The sequence below is a fragment of the Stenotrophomonas sp. SMYL20 genome, from assembly GCF_036320045.1.
Taxonomy (GTDB): domain Bacteria; phylum Pseudomonadota; class Gammaproteobacteria; order Xanthomonadales; family Xanthomonadaceae; genus Stenotrophomonas; species Stenotrophomonas maltophilia_A.
On sequence record NZ_JAWIRT010000001.1, the window covers coordinates 333,363 to 349,707 of the forward strand.

The window sequence follows — 16,345 nt, forward strand, 5'->3', positions numbered from 1 at the left end:
TAGGGTTTATTGATTGAACGTTCAATCAATAAAAAGCATAATGGCGGGCAGCCCGATCCTTCGGGTCGCAATCCGTGGAGAGACAATGCCGAAGAAAGGCGTGGAACCGGTACGGCGCGAACAGCTGATCCGGGCCACTTTCCAGACCATCGACGAGATCGGCATGGCCGATGCGACCGTCGCCACCATCGCGAAGAAAGCAGGGCTGTCCAGCGGCATCGTCGCCCACTACTTCGGCGACAAGGACGGCCTGCTCAATGCTGCAATGCGGCAGATCCTGCGTGAACTGAAGGACGCGGTCGCCCGCTACCGTGCCGACGCTGGTGACGACCCGCGCGAGCAGCTGCGCGCCATCGTCGATGGCAACTTCGACGACAGCCAGATCAACGGCACCGCGATGCGCGTCTGGCTGACCTTCTGGGCCGCCAGCATGCACCAGCCGGAACTGGCCCGGCTGCAGCGCGCCAACGACCAGCGCCTGTTCTCCAACCTGTGCCACCAGTTCAACCGCCTGCTGCCCCACCCGCAGGCCCGCCTGGCCGCCCGTGGCCTGGCCGCGATGATCGACGGCCTGTGGCTGCGCGGCAGCCTGGTCGGCGGCCAGTTCAACGCCGAGAAGTCCCGGCGCATCGCTTACGGCTACATCGACTTCCAGTTGCAGGCAGTCGCGCTATAAGCGCTTCAGCACCCGCCCCCTTCCAAGGAGTACGCCCCATGACCACCCTGCCCGTCCAACAGCTCTACATCCACGGCCAGCGCGTCGATGCCACCAGCGGCAAGACCTTCAAGACCGTGAACCCGGCCACCGGCGAGGTGATCGCTGAAGTGCAGGTCGCCAGCCAGGCCGACGTCGAACGCGCCGTGCAGAGCGCGGCCGAAGGCCAGAAGGTGTGGGCGGCGATGACCGCCATGGAACGCTCGCGCATCCTGCGCCGCGCCGTCGAGATCCTGCGCGAGCGCAACGACGAACTGGCCCACCTGGAAACCCTGGACACCGGCAAGGCGCTGGCCGAGACCACCACCGTGGACATCGTCACCGGTGCCGACGTGGTCGAGTACTACGCTGGCCTGGCCACGGCCATCGAAGGCATCCAGCTGCCGCTGCGCGAATCGAGCTTCTTCTACACCCGCCGCGAGCCGCTGGGCGTGGTCGCCGGCATCGGCGCGTGGAACTACCCGATCCAGATCGCCATGTGGAAGTCGGCCCCGGCGCTGGCCGCGGGCAACGCGATGGTGTTCAAGCCGTCGGAAGTAACCCCGCTGACCGCGATCCGCCTGGCCGAGATCTACACCGAAGCTGGTGTGCCGGCCGGCGTGTTCAACGTCGTGCAGGGCCCGGGCCGCGAGATCGGCCAGTGGCTGACCGAGCACCCGGTGATCGAGAAGATCTCCTTCACCGGCGGCGTCGCCACCGGCAAGAAGGTCATGGCCAGCGCCGCATCCTCGTCGCTGAAGGAAGTGACCATGGAGCTGGGCGGCAAGTCGCCGCTGGTGATCTGCGATGACGCCGACCTCGACCGCGCCGCCGACATCGCGGTGATGGCCAACTTCTTCAGCTCCGGCCAGGTCTGCACCAACGGCACCCGCGTGTTCGTGCCGCGCAGCATGCTGGCCGCGTTCGAAGCCGCCGTGGTCGAGCGCGTCAAGCGCATCCGCATCGGCGACCCGATGGCCGCCGAGACCAACTTCGGCCCGCTCACCAGCTTCCCGCACATGGAAAACGTGCTGCGCTACATCGAAAGCGGCAAGGCCGAAGGCGCTCGCCTGCTGACCGGCGGCGGCCGTGCCACCGAAGGCGCGCTGGCCAATGGCGCCTACGTGCTGCCGACCGTGTTCTCCGACTGCCGCGATGACATGACGATTGTCCGGGAAGAGATCTTCGGGCCGGTGATGAGCATCCTCGCCTACGACGACGAAGACGAAGTGGTGCGCCGTGCCAACGACACCACCTTTGGCCTCGCCGCCGGCGTGGTCAGCAAGGACGTCAGCCGCGCCCATCGCATCATCCACCGCCTGGAAGCCGGCATCTGCTGGATCAACACCTGGGGCGAATCGCCGGCCGAAATGCCGGTCGGCGGCTACAAGGAATCCGGCGTCGGCCGTGAGAACGGCCTCTCCACCCTCGGCCACTACACCCGCATCAAGTCGGTGCAGGTGGAACTGGGCGACTACGCCAGCGTGTTCTGATCGGCGCGCCGCGAGCGCGCACCTTCGTCCGGCCACCGCGCCGATCCGACATTCCGCCGGGACGCTTGCATGCAGCGCGCCCCGGCCTGCAGGAGACACCCATGAGCACCCATAACGAGTACGACTACATCATCATCGGCGCCGGTTCGGCCGGCAACGTGCTGGCCACCCGCCTCACCGAAGATGCCGATGTCAGCGTGCTGCTGCTGGAAGCCGGTGGCCCGGACTACCGGCTCGACTTCCGTACCCAGATGCCGGCGGCACTGGCCTTCCCGCTGCAGGGCAAGCGCTACAACTGGGCGTACAAGACCGATCCCGAGCCCTTCATGAACAACCGCCGCATGGACTGCGGCCGTGGCAAGGGGCTGGGTGGCTCGTCGCTGATCAACGGCATGTGCTACATCCGCGGCAACGCGATGGACTACGACAACTGGGCCAGCATGCCGGGCCTGGAAGACTGGACCTACCTGGACTGCCTGCCGTACTTCCGCAAGGCCGAAACCCGTGACATCGGCCCCAACGACTACCACGGTGGCGAAGGCCCGCTGCGCGTGACCACGCCGAAGGCCGGCAACAACGAGCTGTTCGCCGCGATGGTCGAAGCCGGCGTGCAGGCCGGCTACCCGCGCACCGACGACCTCAACGGCTACCAGCAGGAAGGCTTCGGCCCGATGGACCGCACGGTGACCCCGAAGGGCCGTCGTTCCAGCACCGCCCGTGGCTACCTGGACCTGGCCAAGCCGCGCCCGAACCTGACCATCGTCACCCACGCGCTGACCGACCGCATCCTGTTCTCGGGCAAGCGTGCGGTGGGCGTGCAGTGGCTGCACAACGACCAGCCGCAGCGTGCCACCGCCCGCCGCGAAGTGCTGCTGTGCGGCGGCGCCATCGCTTCGCCGCAGATCCTGCAGCGCTCGGGCGTCGGCCCGGCCGATCTGCTGCGCAGCCTGGACATCGACCTTGTGCACCACCTGCCGGGCGTCGGCGCCAACCTGCAGGATCACCTGGAGATGTACCTGCAGTACGAGTGCAAGAAGCCGGTGTCGCTGGCGCCGGCACTGAAGCTGTACAACCAGCCGGCCATCGGTGCCGAGTGGCTGTTCCTGGGCACCGGCATCGGCGCCAGCAACCAGTTCGAGGCCGGTGGCTTCATCCGCAGCGACGCCGAGTTCGACTGGCCGAACCTGCAGTACCACTTCCTGCCGGTGGCGATCAATTACAACGGCTCCAACCCGATCAAGGCGCACAGCTTCCAGATGCACGTCGGTTCGATGCGCTCGCCCAGCCGCGGTCGCATCCATGTGCGCTCGAAGGACCCGCGCGAACACCCGAGCATCCTGTTCAACTACATGTCGCACGACCAGGACTGGCGCGAGTTCCGTGCGGCGATCCGCATCACCCGCGAGATCTTCGCGCAGCCGGCACTGGCGCCGTACAGCGGCCGCGAGATCTCGCCGGGCAGCGCACTGCAGACCGATGCGCAGATCGATGCGTTCGTCCGCGAGCATGCCGAGACCGCCTACCACCCGTCGTGCTCGAACAAGATGGGCCATGCCGATGACCCGATGGCGGTGGTCGACGGCCAGGGCCGCGTGCACGGGCTGGAAGGCCTGCGCATCGTCGATGCCTCGATCATGCCGCAGGTGGTGACCGGCAACCTCAACGCGCCGACCATCATGATGGCCGAGAAGCTGGCCGACGTGATCCGTGGCCGCACCCCGCTGGCCCGCAGCACCGCGCCGTACTACAAGGCCAACGGCGCACCGGTACGCAAGCAGGGCTGACGCAAGCGCCCCGCTTGGGGCCACGGTAGTGCCGGCCGCTGGCCGGCATCCACCGGAATCCCGATCGAGCGCAGATGCCGGCCAGCGGCCGGCATTACCAAGCAAAGAGGCCCTTCGGGGCCTCTTCGCGTTTTCCCTACGGCGGGGTATGCTGCAATGAACGGCCATTGTCGATACGCTCAGGGCCGTAACCTAAAACATCACGATTCCTGGAGGGGGAATATGAGTCTGGATCGTCCCTGGCTGCAGAGCTATCCGAAAGGCGTTCCCGCCGAAATCGACGTCAACGAATTCCATTCGGTCGCCTCGGTCTTCGACGCTTCCGTCGCGAAATTCCGCGACCGTCCCGCCTACTCCAGCTTCGGCAAGGTCCTCACCTATGGTGAGACGGACGCGCTGGTCACCCAGTTCGCCGCCTACCTGCTGGGTGAGCTCAAGCTCAAGAAGGGTGACCGCGTCGCCCTGATGATGCCCAACTGCCTGCAGTACCCGGTGGCCACCTTCGGCGTGCTGCGCGCCGGCCTGACCGTGGTCAACGTCAACCCGCTGTACACCGCGCGCGAACTCAAGCACCAGCTGGTTGATGCCGGCGTCAGCGCCCTGGTGGTGGTCGACAACTTCGGCGACACCGTCGAACAGGTCATCGCCGATACGCCGGTCAAGCACGTGGTCACCACCGGCCTGGGCGACCTGCTCGGCGCCAAGGGCGCGATCGTCAACTTCGTGCTGAAGTACATCAAGAAGATGGTGCCCAACTACCACATCAAGGGCGCCGTCCGCTTCAAGCAGGCGCTCAAGCTGGGCAGCCGCCACGCGCTTCCGGCGGTCGAGATCGACCACGACGACATTGCCTTCCTGCAGTACACCGGCGGGACCACCGGCGTGGCCAAGGGTGCGATGCTGACCAACCGCAACCTGATCGCCAACATGCAGCAGGCGTCGGCGTGGCTGTCCACCTCGGGCATCGAGCCGGGCAAGGAAGTGATCATCACTGCCCTGCCGCTGTACCACATCTTCGCGTTGACCGCGAACGGGCTGGTCTTCATGAAGTTCGGTGGCTGCAACCACCTGATCACCAACCCGCGCGACATGAAGGGCTTCGTCAAGGAGCTCAAGGGCACCCGCTTCACCGCCATCACCGGCGTCAACACGCTGTTCAACGGCCTGCTCAATACCCCGGGCTTCGACGAGATCGACTTCTCCTCGGTCAAGTTCACCCTGGGTGGCGGCATGGCAGTGCAGCGCGCCGTGGCCGAACGCTGGAAGAAGACCACCGGCGTGACCCTGGTCGAAGCCTATGGCCTGACCGAGACCTCCCCCGCGGCCTGCATCAATCCGCTCACCCTGCCCGAGTACAACGGTGCCATCGGCCTGCCGATCCCGTCCACCGATGCCTGCATCAAGGACGACAACGGCAACATCCTGGCGCTGGGCGAAGTGGGCGAGCTGTGCATCAAGGGCCCACAGGTGATGAAGGGCTACTGGCAGCGTCCGGAAGAAACCGCCACCGCCATCGATGCGGACGGCTGGCTGCACACCGGCGACATGGCGAAGATGGACGAACAGGGCTTCTTCTACATCGTCGACCGCAAGAAAGACATGATCCTGGTGTCCGGCTTCAACGTGTACCCGAATGAGGTCGAAGACGTCATCGCGATGATGCCGGGCGTGCTGGAAGTCGCCGCCGTCGGTGTCCCGGACGAAAAGTCCGGCGAAGTGGTCAAGGTCGTGATCGTGAAGAAGGACCCGAACCTGACCGCGGAAATGGTCAAGGAACATGCGCGGGCAAACCTGACCGGTTACAAGCACCCCAGAATCGTAGAATTCCGAAAGGAGCTGCCGAAGACCAACGTCGGCAAGATCCTCCGTCGCGAGCTGCGTGATACGCCCGCCCAGTAAGGGTTTCCGGGCAACGGGAGAGTACAGGGACCCCGCCGGGGACGGCGGGGTCTTTTTATTACCGGAACATGGCCGGTACAGCGCTTGCGGGCGGTTCACGACGGGTGCATAGAATCAGTCGCCGCCGCACGTTCAGCCCGCCCCCTCACTCCTCTCCGTCCGCTCTGCGGTTGGCCGGACGGTCACACGGAGAACTCCCATGTCCGCAGTACGCCCCATCATCACCCGTCCCTCGCAGCACCCTACCCTGCGTATCACCGAAGAACCCGAGCGGGATGTCTACTGGATCCACATGCACGCCAACCTGGTCAACCAGCCGGGCCGGCCGTGCTTCGCCTCGCGTCTGGTCGATGACATCGTCGACTACCAGCGCGAACTGGGCGATCGCCTCAGCGCCTCGCACGCTCTGTCACCCCATGTCGTTCTTGCCTCGGACAGCGACGTGTTCAACCTGGGTGGCGATCTCGAACTGTTCTGCCGCCTGATCCGCGAGGGCGACCGTGCCCGCCTGCTCGACTATGCCCAACGCTGCGTGCGCGGCGTGCATGCCTTCCATGCCGGCCTGGGCACCCGTGCCCACAGCATCGCCCTGGTCCAGGGCAATGCACTGGGTGGCGGCTTCGAGGCCGCACTGAGCTGCCACACCATCGTCGCCGAGGAAGGCGTGCTGATGGGCCTGCCCGAGGTGCTGTTCGACCTGTTCCCGGGCATGGGCGCCTACTCCTTCCTGTGCCAGCGGATCAGCCCGCGCCTGGCCGAGAAGATCATGCTGGAAGGCAACCTCTACACCGCCAGCCAGCTGAAGGAAATGGGCCTGGTCGACATCGTGGTGCCGGTGGGCGAAGGAGTTGCCGCGGTCGAACAGGTGATCAAGGAAAGCCGGCGCATTCCGCACGCGTGGGCGGCGATGCGTGAGGTCAACGAGATCGCCACCATGGTGCCGCTGCATGAAATGATGCGGATCACCGAGATCTGGGTGGACACCGCCATGCAGCTCGGCGAGAAGTCCCTGCGCACCATGGATCGGCTGGTACGGGCGCAGGCCCGGCGCAATGGCGACCCGGCCTGACCGTCTGGCGGGTCAGGACGGGCTGCGCTCGCTGTCGTCGCGGCGCGATGCTCCCGCACTACGGGCAGCCAACGCATTCCTGCCGTTACGCAGGGCAGTCGCCAGGCTGCCGAGGCGGGCGTTCCATTCACCCTTCAGCTGCCAGTCCGCCATGCGCATGATTTCGCCACTGGAGGCGGCAACCTGGACAAGCCCCAGGTTGCTCGCCACACCGCGCAGCGCGTGTGCGTGCTCGCGGAAATCCTCCCAGGCCTGGTGCTCGCCGCAGCCCTGCAGCTGGCCCATGCTCGCGTCGACGTCCGCCAGGCACTGGTCGATGAACTTGCGTTCGAAGCCATCGCCCATGCCCAGCGACGCCAGCTCGTCCAGCACCGCGGTATCGAGCACGCCATCGCCAACCGGCAATGCCGGCACCGACTGGATGCCGGACTCGGCGCGGGTATTGGCGGCGACATCGGCCAGCACTTCCAGCAGACGGGTGGCCACCACGGGCTTGGCAAGGAAGGCGCGGGCACCGGCCTGCTCGCAACGCAGGATGGACTCGGGGGTGACGTCTGCGCTCAGCACCATGACCGGAACGTAAGGCATGCCACTGGCCTGCATCACCCGCAACTGCTTGAGCAGGTCCAGTCCGCTCATGCCGGGCATGTGCAGATCGACGATCGCTGCGTCGTAACTGGCCTGCTCCAACGCATCGAGCACTTCGGCGCCGCCATTGACGCAGGTGACCTTGTGGCCGGCCTTCTCCAGCAACCGCTGCAGCACCATGCGGTTGGCTTCGTGGTCGTCGGCCACCAGCACCCGCAGGCTGCGCACGCGCGCACGATGGCGCAGGAAGGGATTGGAGAACGCGATGACATTGCCGGCTTCAGCCACCTCGGACGGAACCGCCGGGGCTGATGAAGTGTCTGCGACGTCCAGCGTGATCTCGACCCAGAACACGCTGCCACGCGGGCTGTTCGGCGCATAACCGACCTGCCCGCCCATCGACTCGACCAGGCCCTTGGCAATTGCGGTGCCCAGACCGGTGCCTTCATGCCGGCGGGCCAGGCCGACATCGCCCTGCTCGAAGGCATTGAACAGCCGGCCGCGCAGCGCCACCGGTACGCCGATGCCGCTGTCGACGATCTCGAATCGCAGGCGCATCCGCTCGCTGCCCGCTGCGTCCAGGCTGGAAACACGCAGATGCACGTAGCCGCTGTCGGTGAACTTGACCGCGTTACCCATCAGATTGAGCAGGATCTGCTGCAGATGACCGGCATCACCCAGCAGGCGCGGCGGCACGTTGTCATCCACCTGCACGCGATAGTCCAGCGATTTGGAGCGGGTCTGCGGGGTCAGGATCAGGTTGATCGCCTGCAGCACGTCGGCCAGCGCGAACTCGTGCCACTCCACGCGCACCTTGCCGGCTTCGATCGCGGAGATGTCCAGCACCTCTTCCACCAGCGCCAACAGGCTGCGGGTCGAGGCCTGGATGGTGTTCAGGCACTCGCGCTGTTCGTCGTCCAGGCGGGTGGTGGCCAGCACTTCGGTCATGCCGGCCAGCCCGTTCAACGGCGTGCGGAACTCATGGCTCATGTTGGCCAGGAAACGGCTCTTGGCTTCGTTGGCCTGGCGCGCCTCTGCCACCGCCCTGGTCAAGGCATGCAGCAGCGAATCGAAGTACAGCGGAATCGCGCCCAGGCCCAGCAGCAGGCCCCAGCCCAGATAGTCGTGGCCGCGCCAGTACGGCGACAGCATCACCGTGCACAGGAAGGCCAGGCAGCCCATGGCCGTGGCCACGCGCAGGTAGGTGCTGCCATAGCGCATGCCGTTGCCGATCGTGACCCACAGCATCACCGCATACAGCGGTGCCGCCGGCTCACCCTGGATGGTCATGATCCAGGCCATGCAGGTGTAGTCGGTCAGCATGCCGATCACCCGGCGCACATGCGACACACCCGGATTGACCAGAATCGCGGTCAGCAGGCCGGCGGAAATGGTCAGCTCGAAGGCGAGGATCAGCCACGTCGCAGTCAATGCCTCACCGCCGCCGCTCAGCGAGCGCCAGCCGAGATAGCTGATGAACAGCGCCGTGATGATGATGCGGATCAGGTTCTGCGCGTGCTCGCTGTCCTCGCGCCCGGACAGGCGTTGCTTGAAGCGTGCCAGCAGCGAGCGCTTGTCGGAGCCAGCGGCGGGAGTCGTATCCATGGTCGGATGTCGCATCCTTCGGCGCAGCAGGGAGGAGCAGCACAACGGTACTGCCAGCAACCCCAACCACAGGGAAATGGCCAGCCCCAGGTTGGCCTGCCAGTAAGGGGTCAACAGCACGGTGGTGCCGAAACTGACCATCGCCAGCACGATGGCAGCGGCCAGGTAACGCGGCCCGAAGCGCAGGCCGTTGCCCACCGTGACCCACATCACCACCGCATACACCCACGCCAGCGGCTCACCCATCTGGATCATGCCGACCGCGATCAGGCCGTAATCGGCCAGCATTCCGGCCACCCGCCGCGGATCGGAGCGCTCCGGCTTCCACAGCAGCCAACCGAACAGCAGCAGCGAAAGTCCCAATCCGGTCAGCACCGTCGCCAGCACGCCCTGGTACTGCTCCAGACGGTGCAGGCGCGCACCGGACAGCAGCACATAGACCAGGATCAGCGAGATCAGCACCACCCGCACGATCGCCTGGCCATGTTCCGAATCCGGACGCTGCGCCAGCCGACGCCTCACGCGTGCGAACAGGTCCTGCATGTCACCCACCCGGTCGCGTCGATGCCGTCGAGTGCTGGGCGCAGATATCCATCAACTGCTGGTGGCCGCGCATCAGCGCATCCACGCAGCGTGGATCGAACAGGCGGCCACGCTGGGCATACAGGTAGGCCAGTGTGGCTTCCATGGTCCATGCTTCCTTGTACGGACGGGGTGAGATGAGTGCGTCGAAGACGTCGGCCACGGCGACGATGCGCGCTTCCAGCGGAATCGCCTCACCGACCAGCCCATCCGGGTAGCCGCTGCCGTCGTAACGTTCGTGGTGGCGCAGCGCGATCAATGCGCCGACCTGGATGAAGCGGTTCTGGCTGCCACTGAGCAGCTCATGGCCGATGCGTGGGTGCCGGCGCATGATCGCCAGCTCCTCGTCGTTGAGCTTGCCCTGCTTGAGCAGCACTGCATCGGGAATGGCGATCTTGCCCATGTCATGCAGCGGCGCGGCCATCTCGATCAGGCGCACGTCGTCTTCGGGCAGGCCCAGCTGCTCGGCGATCAGCCCTGCCACGCGCGCCATGCGTTCGAGGTAGGCACTGGTGCCGGCATCACGGAACTCGATCGCCCGTGCCAACCGCGACAGGGTCTCGCGTTCGCGCTCCTCGACCTCGTGCATGCTGGCCAGCAAGCGCTGCTCCAGCGACAACGCGCGTTGCTTCACGTTCTCGGTCTGCTGGCGCAGCTGCAACAGGTTGTAGCAGCGCGCGCGCAGTTCGCGCGGACGGATGGGCTTGACCAGGAAGTCGATGACCCCCGCTTCCAGCGCCGCCTGACGGATCGGCTCGTCGCCGACCACGGTGATCAGGATCACCGGAATGTCGCGATGCTTGGGCAGGCGACGGAAACGGCGGGCGAACTCCAGCCCGTCCATTTCCGGCATGCGGTAATCGAGCAGCAGCAGGTCGACCGGATGCGCCTCGCACCAGGCCAATGCGGTCAGCGGATCACCGAAGTCATACACGCTCAGTTCCGGCGCGATATCTTCGATGACGTGACGCAGCATCGTCCGGGCGGACGTCTGGTCGTCAACAATGACGATGTTCAACGCGTACTCTGCCTGGTTTCTCGACCATGCTGGATCATCAGCAGGCGAGGATACCCTGCCGCTGCGAACGCTCGCACCCTGCATCGGCCTGACTCCCGTGTCATGCGTCCCGGTTCATGATCGTCATCACATTGTGAAGCGGACTCTCCACAATGCGCACTCCCCCTGGCGCCGATCAAGCCATAACAGACGTCAAGGTAGTGCATTAACGATACGCCGAGTGCGGGAGGCGTCAATCGCGCCGTCTCATTTCGCGACGGCGCGCACAAACAGGAGTCAAAAAGACGACTTACTGCTCCGGACGCATGTACGGGAACAGCAGCACGTCACGGATCGAGCTGCTGCCAGTCAGCAGCATCACCAGGCGATCGACGCCGATGCCGAGGCCACCGGTCGGTGCCATGCCGTACTCCAGCGCACGGATGTAGTCGGCGTCGTAGTGCATGGCCTCGTCATCGCCGCCTTCCTTCGCGGCCACCTGGGCCTGGAAACGCTGGGCCTGGTCTTCCGGGTCGTTCAGCTCGGAGAAGCCATTGGCCAGCTCCTTGCCGTTGACGAACAGCTCGAAGCGGTCGGTATAGCCCGGATCGTTGTCGTTGGCACGGGCCAGCGGCGAGACCTCCACCGGATGGTCGGTGATGAAGGTCGGCTGGATCAGGGTGTGCTCGACGGTGGCTTCGAAGATCTCCAGCAGCAGCTTGCCCCAGCCGTAAGACGGCTTGACGCGGATCTTCAAGCGCTCGCAATGGCGCAGCAGCGCCTCGCGGTCGGTGCAGTCGGCAGCAGAGATTTCCGGGTTGTGGTGGCGCACAGCCTCGTCCATGCGCCAGCGGCGGAACGCCGGGCCCAGGTCGATCTTCGCGCCGTCCCACTCCACTTCGGTGGAACCGTTGACGGTCGTGGCCACGTCACGGATCACGCCTTCGGTCAGGTCCATGATCTCGTTGTACGTGGCATAGGCCTCGTACAGCTCCATCATGGTGAATTCCGGGTTGTGGCGGGTGCTGACGCCTTCATTGCGGAAGTTGCGGTTGATCTCGTACACGCGCTCCAGGCCACCCACGGTCAGGCGCTTGAGGTACAGCTCCGGCGCCACGCGCAGGTACAGGTCCAGGTCCAGCGCATTATGGTGGGTGGTGAACGGCTTGGCCGCCGCGCCGCCGGGGATGTAATGCATCATCGGCGTTTCGACTTCGAGGAAGTCGCGGTTGTCCAGCCACGCGCGCATGGCGCGGATGATCTTCGAGCGCTTGATGAACACCGCGCGCGACTCCGGGGTCACGATCAGGTCGACATAGCGCTGGCGGTAGCGCTGCTCGACGTCGGCCAGGCCATGCCACTTGTCCGGCAGCGGGCGCAGCGACTTGGTCAGCAGGCGGATCGATTCGGCCTTGACCGACAGCTCACCGGTCTTGGTACGGGTCAGGCCGCCTTCGACGGCGATGATGTCGCCCACGTCCCAGCCCTTGAAGGCGGTGTAGGCATCGCCCAGCACCGTGCCCTGCAGGAACAGCTGGATGCGGCCGGACTCGTCCTGGATCTGCGCGAAACTGGCCTTGCCCATGATGCGCTTGGCCATCAGGCGGCCGGCCATCTTCACCTGGCGGCCGTTGCCTTCCAGGGCCTCGGCGGTCCACTGTTCAGCGTCGGCGAATTCTTCCTGCAGGCGGCCGGCGAAGTCCTCGCGACGGAAGTCGTTCGGGTACGCGATGCCCTGCCCACGCAGCGTTTTGAGTTTCTCGCGGCGCTCGGCGATCAACTTGTTTTCGTCAACGGGGGGGGTATCGGTAGCTTCGCTCATGGATCTGCGGGAATCGTGTAGTGAGGGGGGATGTTGCGCCCGGCACAGCCGGTTGCCCAGCATACCAAAACCGCCCCGCCCCAGCCCTGGGCCGGGGCCGGGCCCCGGTAGTCGCCAACCTTGGTTGGCGCTCTGCGTGTCGACCAAGGTCGACACCTACCAGGCCCACTGCCCGCCGCCTGGTAGCCGCCAACCTTGGTTGGCGCTCCATCGTGTCGACCAAGGTCGACACCTACCAGGCCCACTGCCCGCCGCTCTGGTAGCCGCCAACCTTGGTTGGCGGTCCGTGTGTCGACCAAGGTCGACACCTACCGGATTCCGGGGAACCGATGCCCCGGTAGGCGTCAACCGTTCCCGGGGAACGCCTGCCGCAGCTCGTCCACCAGCACCCGCTGGTTCTCCGAGTAGTCGATCGGCACCGATACCAGGTGCACCCCACCCCCGTTGAACGCCGCCTCCAGCGTGGGGATGAACTGCTCGATGGCCGTCACCTCATGCCCCTTGCAGCCATAGGCTTCCGCATACTTCACGAAATCCGGGTTACTGAACGTCATGCCGTAGTCGGTGAAGCCATCCACCGCCTGCTTCCAGCGGATCATCCCGTAGGCGCCGTCGTTGAGGATCAGCACCACCAGGTTCAGGCCCAGCCGACGCGCGGTCTCCAGCTCCTGGCTGTTCATCATGAATCCGCCATCGCCGCACACCGCCAACACCCGCCGCTGCGGGTACAGGATCGAGGCCATGATCGCCGACGGCAGGCCCGCGCCCATCGTCGCCAGCGCGTTGTCCAGCAGCAGCGTATTGGCCACCTGGGTGCGGTAATTGCGCGCAAACCAGATCTTGTACATGCCGTTGTCCAGCGCCACGATGCCGTCCGGCGGCATCACCTGGCGCACGTCGTGCACCAGCCGCTGCGGGGTGAATCCAGCTTCCTCGGCACGGTCAGCCAAGTGTTCCAGAATGGTCGCGCGCAGTGGCAGCAGCGCGTCGGCGTTCGGCACTGCACCTTCGATACGGTCGGCCAGCTGGGTCAGCGAACGGCCGATGTCACCGATCACTTCCACCTGCGGGAAGTACACCTGCTCCACCGCCGCCTGCGAATAGCCGATATGGATCACGGTCGGCCCACCCGGGCGCATCACGAACGGCGGCTTCTCGGTGACCTCGTGGCCGATCGTCACGATCACGTCGGCCTGGTCGATCGCCATGTGCACGTAGTCGCGCTCGGTCAGCGCGGCGGTGCCCATGTACAGGCCCGAACCACCGGCCACCGCACCCTTGCCCATCTGCGTGGTGAAGAATGGAATACCCGCGCGCAGCACGAATGCCGACAACGCTTCGCTGGACTGCGGCCGCGACGCCGCCGAGGCGATCATCAGCAGCGGGCGCTTGGCGTTGCGGATGATCTCCGCCGCGCGGTCCAGTGCTTCCGGACTGGCAATGGGACGATCCACCGCGTGCGGCGGAATCAGCGCTACGTCCCCGACCTCATCGGCCGCGATGTCTTCGGGCAGCTCCAGCAGCACCGGGCCCGGGCGCTCTTCCAGCGCGGTACGGAACGCCTCGCGGACGATGGTCGGAATGGTGCGCGCCGAGACAATCTGCCGCGCCTGCTTGGTCAGTGGCTTCATCGTGCTGACGATGTCGACGATCTGGAAGCGTGCCTGCTTGCTGGCGACGATGCCCTTCTGGCCAGTGATCATGATCACCGGCCACGCGCCAAGCAGCGCGTAGGCGGCACCGGTGGTGAAGTTGAGCGCGCCCGGGCCAAGCGTGGCCAGGCACACGCCCGGCTTGCCGGTCAGGCGGCCATAGGTGGCCGCCATGAACACGGCCGCCTGTTCGTGGCGGGTGATGACCAGCTCGATGCTGGAATGGCGCAGCGACTCGACCACGTCGAGATTCTCTTCGCCGGGAATACCGAAAATACGCTCGACGCCTTCGTTCTCAAGCGCGGCGACGAGCAGATCTGAACCCTTGGACATTGGAATGCCGTCCTTTTCGCTGGACTGATGATGGATCGTTGCAGGAAGGATGGAAGCTGCGCGTCAACGCTTGTCGAACCACACCGTCTGCGCGTTGACGAATTCGCGGATGCCGAAGTGCGAGAGCTCACGGCCGAAGCCGCTCTTCTTCACGCCACCGATCGGCACGCGCGGGTCAGAAGCGGAGAAACCGTTGACGAACACGCCGCCGGTCTGCAGCCGGCGCGCCAGCTGCATGGCCCGCGCGCGGTCGCCGGTCCACAGGTTGCCGCTGAGGCCGAACTCGCTCTGGTTGGCCAGTTCCACCGCATGGTCGGCATCACGGGCGCGGCTGATCGAGGCAACCGGACCGAAGGTCTCGGTATCGAAAGCCTGCATGCCCGGCTCCACGTCGGCCAGCACGGTGGGGGCGTAGAACGCGCCCGGGCGATCCAGCTGATGGCCGCCGACCAGCAGCTTCGCGCCCGCGTCCACCGAGGCCCGTACCTGCGCGTCCAGCTGCTCCAGCAGGTCCTGGCGTGCCATCGGGCCGATACGGTTGCCGGCTTCACGGCCGTCGCCGATGGTCAGCGCCTGCACCTTCTGGCAGAACTGCGCCACGAAGCGGTCGTAGACCGCGTCTTCAACGATGATGCGCTTGCCGGCGATGCAGACCTGCCCGGTGTTCTGGAAGCGCGAAGCCATCGCTGCATCGACGGCAGCGTCCAGATCGGCGTCGGCCAGCACGATGAACGGATCCGAGCCACCCAGTTCCAGCACCACCTTCTTCAGCGCCTGCCCGGCCTGGGCGGCGATGCTACGGCCGGCGGCCACGCTGCCAGTCAGGGTGACCGCAGCAATGCGATCATCTGCGATCGCGCGGCTGGTGCCGTCGCGGCTGATGTTGGCGGCAATGAAGGTGCCTTCCGGCAGCCCTGCGTCACGCCAGGCGGCATCAAGCAGCTGCGCGGTACCGACGATGTTCTCGGCCGGCTTCAGCAGGAAGCCGTTGCCGCCCATCAGGATCGGTACCGCCGCGCGCATCACCTGCCAGTAGGGGAAGTTCCACGGCATGATGCCCAGCACCACGCCCAGCGGCAGGTAGGACACGTAGGCCTTGTCGTCGGGCACCTGGGTCGGTTCGTCGCGCAGGAACTGCGCACCGTGGTCGGCGTACCAGTCGCACAGCACGGCACACTTCTCGATCTCGGCCAGTGATTCGGCCTGCACCTTGCCCATCTCGGCGGTGGCCAGTGCGGCCAGCTTTTCACGGTCACGGCGCAGTACCACCGCCATCGCACGCAGTACGTCTGCACGCTGTTCAAGGCTCCTGGCGCTCCAGGCCGCAAAGCCAACCTGGCCGCGATCCAGGATTGTTTCCAGTTCGGCGTCGGTGGCAAAGGGATGGCTGGCGATCTGCTGGCCGGTGGCCGGATCGCGGGAAATGGCAGTAGTGGGGGCAGCGGACATGCAGGTCTCCTGGTGTCTCGACAACGGGCGGCGGCCCGTCTCCTGCACAGGAATGTGGACCCGATTGGCGGAGGCAACAAGGCGTCTGCTTATCCTGTGACCTGCACTTACCTGCCTGAATGGGGAGCTCTTGGCAGGGCTGCGCCCTGCACCCGCCGAAGCAACAGCAACAGCCGAAGCAACAGCAACAGCTGGTTTCCTGCGGGATGGCGGGGTGGGTCCGGTTGCGGGGGTCGCTGCAAGTACGTCCTTGTAAGCTCGGTCGCCGCTTGCTCGTGTGCGCAGTCCTGCGCACACGGCAAGACCGGGGTTGGGCGTCCTGCCCAACCCGCCCGAGGCATGCCTCGGGCCCATGCGGCTCACGCCCCCGCACCCGGC

10 protein-coding genes are annotated in these 16,345 nt (G+C 65.8%); 5 read left to right on the forward strand and 5 right to left on the reverse strand.

The window, feature by feature from the left end; translation table 11 throughout:
• Positions 1–85 precede the first annotated feature (85 nt).
• The 5 genes from betI to V3B48_RS01570 all read left to right on the forward strand — a co-directional run bounded on the left by betI (position 86) and on the right by V3B48_RS01570 (position 6,939).
• The gene (betI, locus tag V3B48_RS01550) at positions 86–676 is read left to right on the forward strand and encodes a transcriptional regulator BetI (protein WP_005416394.1); all 591 of its coding nucleotides are present in this window, start codon (positions 86–88) and stop codon (positions 674–676) included.
• Positions 677–714: 38 nt separating this feature from the next.
• Entirely contained in the window at positions 715–2,187 is a 1,473-nt protein-coding gene (gene betB / locus V3B48_RS01555; protein WP_329893031.1) for a betaine-aldehyde dehydrogenase, read from the forward strand.
• Positions 2,188–2,288: 101 nt separating this feature from the next.
• A complete protein-coding gene (gene betA / locus V3B48_RS01560) occupies positions 2,289–3,971 on the forward strand; it encodes a choline dehydrogenase (protein WP_014037074.1) in 1,683 nt (560 codons plus the stop codon).
• 222 nt (positions 3,972–4,193) lie between these two features.
• Positions 4,194–5,870, forward strand: coding sequence for a long-chain fatty acid--CoA ligase (locus V3B48_RS01565; protein ID WP_149909281.1), 1,677 nt, complete (start codon positions 4,194–4,196; stop codon positions 5,868–5,870).
• Positions 5,871–6,069: 199 nt separating this feature from the next.
• Positions 6,070–6,939 carry a crotonase/enoyl-CoA hydratase family protein gene (locus V3B48_RS01570; protein WP_012480080.1) on the forward strand — a complete coding sequence of 290 codons (870 nt, stop codon included), beginning with the start codon at positions 6,070–6,072 and terminating at the stop codon, positions 6,937–6,939.
• A 12-nt stretch (positions 6,940–6,951) separates the two neighbouring features.
• On the opposite strand, the gene V3B48_RS01575 is transcribed toward V3B48_RS01570, so the two are convergent.
• The 5 genes from V3B48_RS01575 to V3B48_RS01595 all read right to left on the reverse strand — a co-directional run bounded on the left by V3B48_RS01575 (position 6,952) and on the right by V3B48_RS01595 (position 15,967).
• Positions 6,952–9,675 (reverse strand): response regulator, encoded by a 2,724-nt coding sequence (locus tag V3B48_RS01575; RefSeq protein WP_329893032.1) that lies wholly within the window; start codon positions 9,673–9,675, stop codon positions 6,952–6,954.
• Between the two features lies 1 nt (position 9,676).
• On the reverse strand, positions 9,677–10,816 hold the full coding sequence (locus V3B48_RS01580; protein ID WP_006364528.1) for a two-component system response regulator: 1,140 nt from the start codon (positions 10,814–10,816) through the stop codon (positions 9,677–9,679).
• 205 nt (positions 10,817–11,021) lie between these two features.
• A complete protein-coding gene (gene lysS, locus V3B48_RS01585) occupies positions 11,022–12,533 on the reverse strand; it encodes a lysine--tRNA ligase (protein WP_032129833.1) in 1,512 nt (503 codons plus the stop codon).
• A gap of 344 nt (positions 12,534–12,877) precedes the next feature.
• Complete coding sequence (locus V3B48_RS01590; RefSeq protein WP_329893033.1) at positions 12,878–14,518, reverse strand: acetolactate synthase large subunit; 1,641 nt, start codon at positions 14,516–14,518, stop codon at positions 12,878–12,880.
• Between the two features lie 63 nt (positions 14,519–14,581).
• A complete protein-coding gene (locus V3B48_RS01595; protein ID WP_329893034.1) occupies positions 14,582–15,967 on the reverse strand; it encodes an NAD-dependent succinate-semialdehyde dehydrogenase in 1,386 nt (461 codons plus the stop codon).
• Between the last annotated feature and the right edge of the window lie 378 nt (positions 15,968–16,345).

Coding starts and splice junctions, on each gene's coding strand:
- betI (WP_005416394.1), top strand. CDS start 86: ATGCCGAAGAAAGGCGTGGAACCGGTACGGCGCGAACAGCTGATCCGG.
- betB (WP_329893031.1), top strand. CDS start 715: ATGACCACCCTGCCCGTCCAACAGCTCTACATCCACGGCCAGCGCGTC.
- betA (WP_014037074.1), top strand. CDS start 2,289: ATGAGCACCCATAACGAGTACGACTACATCATCATCGGCGCCGGTTCG.
- V3B48_RS01565 (WP_149909281.1), top strand. CDS start 4,194: ATGAGTCTGGATCGTCCCTGGCTGCAGAGCTATCCGAAAGGCGTTCCC.
- V3B48_RS01570 (WP_012480080.1), top strand. CDS start 6,070: ATGTCCGCAGTACGCCCCATCATCACCCGTCCCTCGCAGCACCCTACC.
- V3B48_RS01575 (WP_329893032.1), bottom strand. CDS start 9,675: ATGCAGGACCTGTTCGCACGCGTGAGGCGTCGGCTGGCGCAGCGTCCG.
- V3B48_RS01580 (WP_006364528.1), bottom strand. CDS start 10,816: ATGCAGGGTGCGAGCGTTCGCAGCGGCAGGGTATCCTCGCCTGCTGAT.
- lysS (WP_032129833.1), bottom strand. CDS start 12,533: ATGAGCGAAGCTACCGATACCCCCCCCGTTGACGAAAACAAGTTGATC.
- V3B48_RS01590 (WP_329893033.1), bottom strand. CDS start 14,518: ATGTCCAAGGGTTCAGATCTGCTCGTCGCCGCGCTTGAGAACGAAGGC.
- V3B48_RS01595 (WP_329893034.1), bottom strand. CDS start 15,967: ATGTCCGCTGCCCCCACTACTGCCATTTCCCGCGATCCGGCCACCGGC.